This is a genomic window from Streptomyces sp. NPDC051183, from assembly GCF_040682455.1.
Lineage (GTDB): Bacteria > Actinomycetota > Actinomycetes > Streptomycetales > Streptomycetaceae > Streptomyces.
In genome coordinates, this window is sequence record NZ_JBFBBA010000018.1 from 149,231 (window position 1) to 156,267 (window position 7,037).

Annotated in this window: 8 protein-coding genes, 1 tRNA gene and 1 pseudogene; 3 read left to right on the forward strand and 7 right to left on the reverse strand. The window is 73.5% G+C overall.

From position 1 onward, the window contains the following. Positions 1-97: 97 nt before the first annotated feature. On the forward strand, positions 98-379 hold the full coding sequence (locus AB0M99_RS18215) for a hypothetical protein (protein WP_365921495.1): 282 nt from the start codon (positions 98-100) through the stop codon (positions 377-379). A gap of 131 nt (positions 380-510) precedes the next feature. Here AB0M99_RS18215 and AB0M99_RS18220 read toward each other — a convergent pair. Beyond that, a tRNA-Pro gene (locus tag AB0M99_RS18220) sits at positions 511-584 on the reverse strand. A gap of 102 nt (positions 585-686) precedes the next feature. Between AB0M99_RS18220 and AB0M99_RS18225 the strand changes: the two genes are divergently transcribed. Further along, positions 687-1,163 (forward strand): DUF309 domain-containing protein, encoded by a 477-nt coding sequence (locus AB0M99_RS18225; protein WP_365921518.1) that lies wholly within the window; start codon positions 687-689, stop codon positions 1,161-1,163. Here the strand turns inward: AB0M99_RS18225 and AB0M99_RS18230 are convergent. From AB0M99_RS18230 to AB0M99_RS18245, 4 genes are read right to left on the reverse strand one after another with little or no spacing between them, the layout of a single operon-like run. Further along, positions 1,160-1,561, reverse strand: a complete 402-nt coding sequence (locus tag AB0M99_RS18230) for a VOC family protein (protein ID WP_365921497.1) — start codon at positions 1,559-1,561, stop codon at positions 1,160-1,162. The genes AB0M99_RS18225 and AB0M99_RS18230 overlap by 4 nt on opposite strands. 31 nt (positions 1,562-1,592) lie before the next feature. After that, entirely contained in the window at positions 1,593-2,258 is a 666-nt protein-coding gene (locus tag AB0M99_RS18235) for an LUD domain-containing protein (protein WP_365921499.1), read from the reverse strand. Then, a complete protein-coding gene (locus AB0M99_RS18240; RefSeq protein ID WP_365921501.1) occupies positions 2,255-3,745 on the reverse strand; it encodes a lactate utilization protein B in 1,491 nt (496 codons plus the stop codon). The genes AB0M99_RS18235 and AB0M99_RS18240 overlap by 4 nt, the downstream gene beginning before the upstream one ends. Next, positions 3,742-4,497, reverse strand: a complete 756-nt coding sequence (locus AB0M99_RS18245) for a (Fe-S)-binding protein (RefSeq protein ID WP_365921503.1) — start codon at positions 4,495-4,497, stop codon at positions 3,742-3,744. Before AB0M99_RS18245 ends, AB0M99_RS18240 begins: the two co-directional genes overlap by 4 nt. A gap of 18 nt (positions 4,498-4,515) precedes the next feature. On the opposite strand from AB0M99_RS18245, the gene cobF reads away from it, so the two are divergent. Continuing rightward, positions 4,516-5,268 (forward strand): precorrin-6A synthase (deacetylating), encoded by a 753-nt coding sequence (cobF, locus tag AB0M99_RS18250; RefSeq protein ID WP_365921505.1) that lies wholly within the window; start codon positions 4,516-4,518, stop codon positions 5,266-5,268. Here the strand turns inward: cobF and AB0M99_RS18255 are convergent. Both AB0M99_RS18255 and AB0M99_RS18260 read right to left on the reverse strand, forming a co-directional pair. Further along, positions 5,255-6,427, reverse strand: a complete 1,173-nt coding sequence (locus AB0M99_RS18255; RefSeq protein WP_365921507.1) for an aminotransferase class V-fold PLP-dependent enzyme — start codon at positions 6,425-6,427, stop codon at positions 5,255-5,257. The genes cobF and AB0M99_RS18255 overlap by 14 nt on opposite strands. Positions 6,428-6,755: 328 nt before the next feature. Then, positions 6,756-7,037: pseudogene (locus AB0M99_RS18260) on the reverse strand (IS701 family transposase); the annotation flags it as partial.

A 7,037-nucleotide genomic window follows, 5' to 3' on the forward strand; every position in this document is an offset into this window, starting at 1 on the left:
TCCCAGGACGAGTTGCCGGGTACGGAATCCACGGGCCGTTGTCGGAGGCGGGTGGCACCATCTGGCCCGGTGGTCCCATCAGCTACAGGGGGTAGGCATGGAGAGCACGACCACGCACGCATGGCCGCGCGGGGCGGAGGCCGCGGACGTCGAGGCGCTGGAGCGCTGGCTGGCCTGCCACGGCTGGGAGGTCGACCCGATGGTGTTCATGGCCGGCGGCCTGGGCCCGGCGGTCCAGGTCCGGCGGATCGGGTCCGGGCCGGACGGCGAGGCCGGGCTGCTGATCCTGCCGGGCGAGACGGTGGAGTTCGCCGGGGCCCGGATGCGGATCGCACACCGAGCCCTGGCAGGCACCGCAGCAGCCCGGGCCTGCGTCTAGGGGGTGTCTGGCGGTGCTCGTCAGCGCGGCCGCCTGCGCCGCCCTGACCGCCCCGCCCCGACTGGTCCGCAGACGAGCAGAGGCCGTATCGGATGCATCCGATACGGCCTCTGCTCTACGACTCTTTCGAGTCGGGACGACAGGATTTGAACCTGCGACCCCTTGACCCCCAGTCAAGTGCGCTACCAAGCTGCGCCACGTCCCGATGTGCCTTCGACCTGGGCCTTCGCCCCGCCCGGCGGCACATGCAGAACATTACCCCACGCAGAGGGGTGTGCATGCACCCGTAATCGGGGCCGGGCAGGATGTGGGTGTGAACGCACGGGATCGGGACGGTGAGGGGCGGGCGCGCAGTGCGCGGCCCCGGGATGGGCTGGGGCGGCCGCTGCCGTACGGGGCGCCCGGCGTGGAGCGGCAGCCCGAGGGGGTGGTGCGGACGCCCGGGGAGACCGTCGCGGAGGCGCAGCGGCTGCTGGACGCCGGGATGCCGTTCCACGCGCACGAGGTGTTCGAGGACGCCTGGAAGTCCGGGCCCGCGGAAGCGGCCCCGCTGTGGCGCGCCCTCGCGCAGCTCGCGGTCGGGCTGACCCACGCCGCGCGCGGGAACGCGGTCGGCGGGGCCCGGCTGTTGCTGCGCGGGGCCGACGCGCTGGCCGGGGTGGATGGGTCCGCGTACGGGATCGACGTACCGGGGCTGGTCGGCTGGGCCGGGGAGCTGGCCCCGCGCGTGGCGGACGGCGCCCTCGTGGACGCGGCGGCGGAGGCCCCGCACCTGGCGGGTTAGACGACCACCGCGGCCGGCTGGAGGAGGTCCCAGCGGTTGCCGTACAGGTCCTCGAAGACGGCGACCGAGCCGTACGTCTCGTGGCGCGGCTCCTCCAGGAAGCGGACGCCCTCGGCGGTCATCCGGGCGTGGTCGGCCGCGAAGTCGTCGGTGTAGAGGAAGAAGCCGACCCGGCCGCCGGTCTGGTCGCCCACGCGGGCGCGCTGGGCGTCGTCCTTGGCGCGGGCCAGGAGGAGCGCGGTCTCCTTGGCGCCCGGCGGGCGGACCACGACCCAGCGGGAGCCTTCGGGGCGGGCGGTGTCCTCGGCGAGGTCGAAGCCGAGGGCGCGCGTGTAGAAGTCGATGGCCTCGTCGTAGTCGTTGACGACCAGGGCGGTGAGGGCGATGTGGGCGGGCATGGCCTCATTGTGCTCGGGCCCGGGCCCGGGCTCAGCCGTGCACCTGCGCTCCGAGGAGTACGACTTCCAGCGTGCGCGGGCCGTGTACGCCCTCCACCCGGTCGAGTTCGATGTCGCTGGTGGCGGAGGGGCCCGAGATCCAGGTCAGCGGGCGCGTCGGGTCGAGCAGCGGCAGGGCCAGCGGAACCGAGTCCACCACCTGGTCCGGGACGCGGACCACGCAGACGTGGTGGTCGGGGACGAGCGTGATCCGGCGGCGGCCCTGGGCGGGGCCGCCGTCCAGGACGACGGTGCCGGTCTCCGCGATGGCCAGGGCGCAGCCGGTGACGACGCTGGCGACCCGGTCCAGCTCGTGCGCCGTTGACGCGGCGCGGTCGTGGATGCGGGTCTGGTCGGCCGCCGAGAGCCAGTACGGGGGCAGGCCGGGCGGTACGAGGACCGTCTCGGCGCCGCGTGCGGCGAGCAGGCTCGCCAGCAGCAGCGCGAGGCCGTCCTCGTCGGTGCGGTGGACCTTCGCGCGGTACTCGGCCAGGTTGGCGGCGAGCAGGTCCACGCTCTCGGCCGGGGTACGGGTCCCGTGGACCCGTAGGTAGTCCCGGGGAATCTCCGCCTCGGGTCCCGCGCCGAGTCCCGTGCCGGTGCCCGCCTCGGGCACGGCGCGGCGGATGCGGGCCAGGATGCGGTCCTTGCTGCTCACTGCGGGGTCTCCCGTTCTCGGGCCGCCCACCAGTCGCGGAAGGACTGTGCGGGGACGGGGGGCAGTTCGCGGGCGTCGGTCCAGGCCCGGCCCGGGCCCGGGAGCCTGCGGGGCGCGAGCCGGCGGGCCCGGGCCAGCAGGCGTTCGCCGGCGCGCAGCGCTCCCGGGCGGTCCAGGAGGAGCCGGGCGGCGCGCATCGCGGCCCGTTCGGCGGCGTGGCCGTGCGCGGGGCGGATCCGTACGCGGATGCCTTCGCGGGTCACCGGGCCGCCCTGGGCCACCCGTTCGCGCAGGTGGACCAGGACCTGCGGGATGTCGATGGCGACCGGGCAGACCTCGTAGCAGGCCCCGCACAGGGTGGATGCGTAGGGCAGCGTGGCGTCGATCTCGCTGCCGGTGCCCCGGAGTTGGGGGCTGAGGACGGCTCCGATGGGGCCCGGGTAGACGGAGCCGTAGGCGTGGCCGCCGGCACGTTCGTAGACGGGGCAGACGTTCAGGCAGGCGGAGCAGCGGATGCAGCGCAGGGCCTGGCGTCCGGTCTCGTCGGCGAGGGTGTCGGTGCGGCCGTTGTCGAGGAGGACGAGGTGGAAGGCGGACGGCCCGTCGCCCTGCCCCGGGCCGGATCCGTTCGCGGTGCCGGTCCACATGGTGGTGTACGGGTTCATCCGCTCGGCCGTGGAGGAGCGCGGGAGCGTCTGGAGGAAGATCTCCAGGTCCCGGAAGGTGGGGACGACCTTCTCGATGCCGACGACCGAGATCAGGGTCTCGGGCAGGGTCAGGCACATGCGGCCGTTGCCCTCGGACTCGAAGACGACCATCGTGCCGGTCTCGGCGACCATGAAGTTGGCGCCGGACACGGCGACCTTGGCCCGCAGGAACTTCTCGCGCAGGTGCAGGCGGGCGGCTTCGGCGAGTTCCCTCGGGTCGTCGCCGAGCCCTTCGGGCGCGGGGCGGCCCCAGCTCGCCATCTCGGAGCGGAAGATGTCGCGGATCTCGCCCCGGTTGCGGTGGATGGCCGGGACCAGGATGTGCGAGGGCCTGTCGTGGCCCAGTTGCACGATGAGCTCGGCGAGGTCCGTCTCGTAGGCGGCGATCCCGGCCGCCTCCAGGGCCTCGTTGAGCCCGATCTCCTGGGTGGCCATCGACTTGACCTTGACGACCTCCCGTTCTCCGGTGGCCAGCACCAGCCCGGTCACGATGCGGTTGGCCTCGTCGGCGTCGACCGCCCAGTGGACGGTTCCGCCCGCGGCGGTGACGGACGCCTCCAGTTGCAGCAGGTACCGGTCGAGGTGGCGCAGGGTGTGGTCCTTGACGGCCTTGCCGGCGGCGCGCAGCCGGTCCCAGTCCTCCAGTTCGGCGACGGCTCGGGCCCGTTTGTCGCGGATGGTGTGCGTGGCGTGCCGGAGGTTGGCGCGCAGCACGTCGTCGCGTACGGCCTCCCGCGCGGCGGCGGGGAAGGCCGGCATGCCGAGATGCGTGCCCGTCATGACAAGGGTTCCTCCTCGGTCGCGGCCAGGATCTCGGCGAGGTGCAGGGCCCGGACCGGGGAACCGGCGCGGCGCAGGAGGCCGTCGAGGTGGGCGAGGCAGGAGTTGTCGGCCCCGCACAGCACCCGGGCGCCGGTCGCGGCCGCGTTGGCGATCTTGTCGGCGCCCATGGCCGCCGAGACGTCCGGGTTCTTGACGGCGAAGGTGCCGCCGAAGCCGCAGCACTCCTCGGCGCCGGGCAGTTCGATCAGTTCCAGGCCCTTCACCGCGGCCAGCAGCCGCCTCGGCCGGTCCCCCAGCCCGAGGCTCCGCAGTCCGTGGCACGAGGGATGGTAGGTGACGGTGTGCGGGAAGTACGCGCCGACGTCGGTGACCCCGAGTACGTCGACGAGGAACTCGGTCAGCTCGTACACCCGCGGTACGAGCTCCCCGGCCAGCTCGGCCAGTGCGCCGCCCCGCCCTTCGGCCTCGGCCAGGCGCCCCATCCGCGGGTAGTGCTCGCGGATCATCGCCGCGCAGGAGCCGGAGGGCGTGACCACGTACTCGTACCCGGCGAAGGCCTCGGCGGTGCGCCGCAGCAGCGGCTCCGCCTCGTGCCGGTAGCCCGTGTTGTACTGCGGCTGGCCGCAGCAGCTCTGGGCGGCCGGGAAGTCCACCGCCACGCCGAGGCGCTCCAGCAGACGTACGACGGCGATGCCGGTCCGCGGGTAGAGCGCGTCGTTGACGCAGGTGACGAACAGGGCGGCTCGCATGACGGGCAGAATAGCCGGGTGAAGAAGTTCTCAGTGATCGGCATAGGCGCAGGCGACCCGGACCACCTGACCCTCCAGGCGGTCAAGGCGATCGGCGCGGCGGACGCGTTCCTCATCCTGGAGAAGGGCGAGGAGAAGGCGGATCTGACCGGGCTGCGGCGCGCGATGCTCGACGCGCACGCCCGCCCCGGCCACCGGCTGGTGGAGGGCCGGGACCCGGACCGCGACCGGACCCCGGCCGACTACACCCCGACCGTGGACGGCTGGCGCAGTGCGCGGGCCGAGATCTTCGAGCGGTTCATCGCCGAGGACCTCGCCGAGGGCGAGACCGGGGCGTTCCTGGTCTGGGGCGACCCCTCCCTCTACGACTCCACGCTCGCGATCCTCGACGAGGTGCTGGAGCACGGCCGCGTGGCCTTCGAGCACGAGGTCGTGCCCGGCATCAGCAGCATCTCCTCGCTGCTCGCCCGGCACCGGACGAACCTGAACCGGGTCGGACGCCCGGTCCAGATCACCACCGGCCGGCGCCTCGCGGCGGGCTGGCCGCAGGACGTGGACGACGTGGTGGTGATGCTGGACGCGCGGCACGCCTTCACCGCCCACCTCGACCAGGACCTCTTCATCTACTGGGGGGCCTACGTCGGCACCCCGGACGAGATCCTGGTCTCGGGGAAGCTGGCGGAGGTCGCCGGCCGCATCGAGGAACTGCGTACCGAGGCCCGTGCCCGCAAGGGCTGGATCATGGACACGTACCTGCTCAGGCGCGGCTGACGTACTCGCCGAAGGCCGCGGCGAGGCGCTCGTACTCCTCGGCGCGGTTGTAGACCTGTCCGCAGACCCGGATCCCGCCGCCGCCCGGCCAGGGCCAGATCAGCACCCGGATCCGCAGCCGCGCCGCGATCTCCTCGCGCAGCTCGCGGGCGGCCTCGTGGGTCTCGGCGACGCCGGGCGGCAGCTTCAGCGTGCGCATGGCGAGGCCGTCGGTGTGCGGGAGCGCGGTGATGCCGGGGAGCTCGGCGAGCAGGGCCGCGCCGTGGGCGGCCAGCGCGCTGTTGTGGGCCCGGACCTCGGCGGCGCCGAGCCGCTCCAGCAGGTCCAGGCCGTCGGGGGCGGCGAGCCAGCCGGTGTAGTCGACGGTGGCGCGGTTCTCGACGGAGCGCGGGTACCCGTGCTCGTGCTCCCAGGAGGGTACGAGCGGCCGGACGCGGTCGCGGTGCTCGGGGGCGACGGCCAGGATCGCGCTGCCGGGCGGGGCGTAGCCCCACTTGTGGAGGTTGCCGAACCAGAAGTCGGCGCCGCCGCCGAGCGGGTCGGCGATCATGCCGGGGGCGTGCGCGCCGTCGACGACGGTGGTGATGCCCCGGTCGGCGAGCTCGGCGAGGAGCCGGGGCGAGGCGATGAGCCGGGCGGTGGGCGAGCTGATGTGGTCGAGTACGGCGACCCGGGTCCTCGGGGTGACGCCGGCGAGCACGGCTTCGCGTACGGCGTCCTCGTCGGGCAGCTCCGGGTCCAGGGCGACGGTGGTGACGGGCGCGCGGCGGGCGCAGGCCGCGACGACGGTGCCGTAGCCGTGGTCGGTGACCAGGATCTCGTCGCCGTCGGCGAGGGGGATGGCGTCGAGGGCGAGGTTGGCGCCCTCGGTGGCGTTGGAGATGAACGCGAGGCCGTCCGGGTCGGCCCCCAGCAGTGCGGCGATCCGGCCGCGGGCGTCGGCGAGCCGCTCGGGGATGCCGATGAAGAAGCTGTCGGGGTCGGCGTGCGCCTCGGCGCGCAGCTCGGCCTGGCGCTCCTGGACGGGGGTCGGCACGGCGCCGAAGGAGCCGTGGTTGAGGTGGGCGATCCCGGGATCGAGGTGGAACAGGGCCCGCCCGCCCGGGAACTCGCCCGGCGGGTCGGCGGGCTTGTGGACCGGGCTTATGGGCTCGCTCAATTGGGCCTCCGTGGGTGCGGCGCGCAGGTGTCGAACGGATCGATCGGATCCATTGGACCGATTGGATCATCCCGCAGCGCCGGGCGCGAGGGTGCGGTCAGGCCGCCGGGGGCCTCATCTCCTGGCGCAGCGTCCGCGGCGCGGCCGACGCCGGACTCGCCCGCCGCGAACCGCAGGAGGGGCTAGTACTGCAACCGCATCTGGAGAATGTGACCTCGGCGTTTGTAGTGGGAGCGGCGGGCTCGGGCCTGGCTGCGTCGTCGGAAGCGTGACCAGTGCAGATGGTGCTCGTTGCTGTGACAGTGGCGCGTGACGACGACGTGGCCCATCAACCGGCGGATCTCTGGGACGCTGAGGGGTATGAGGTCTTGCTCGTCGTCGAGAGCGCCCCTTTTGCGGCTTCTGCGGCGCGGATGGCAGTCAGGTAGGCGAGGGCGGCCATGGCCAGGGTGATGTGGCGGTACCAGGCCCGGTAGAGCCGCACCTGGTAGTGGTCCAGACCGCACTCTCCCTTTGCGGTCTGGAAGCACTCCTCCACCGCCCACCTCGCGGCAGCCACTTTGACCAGGTCTTTCAGGCGGGAAGCGACCGGGCCGTAGCAGACGTAGTA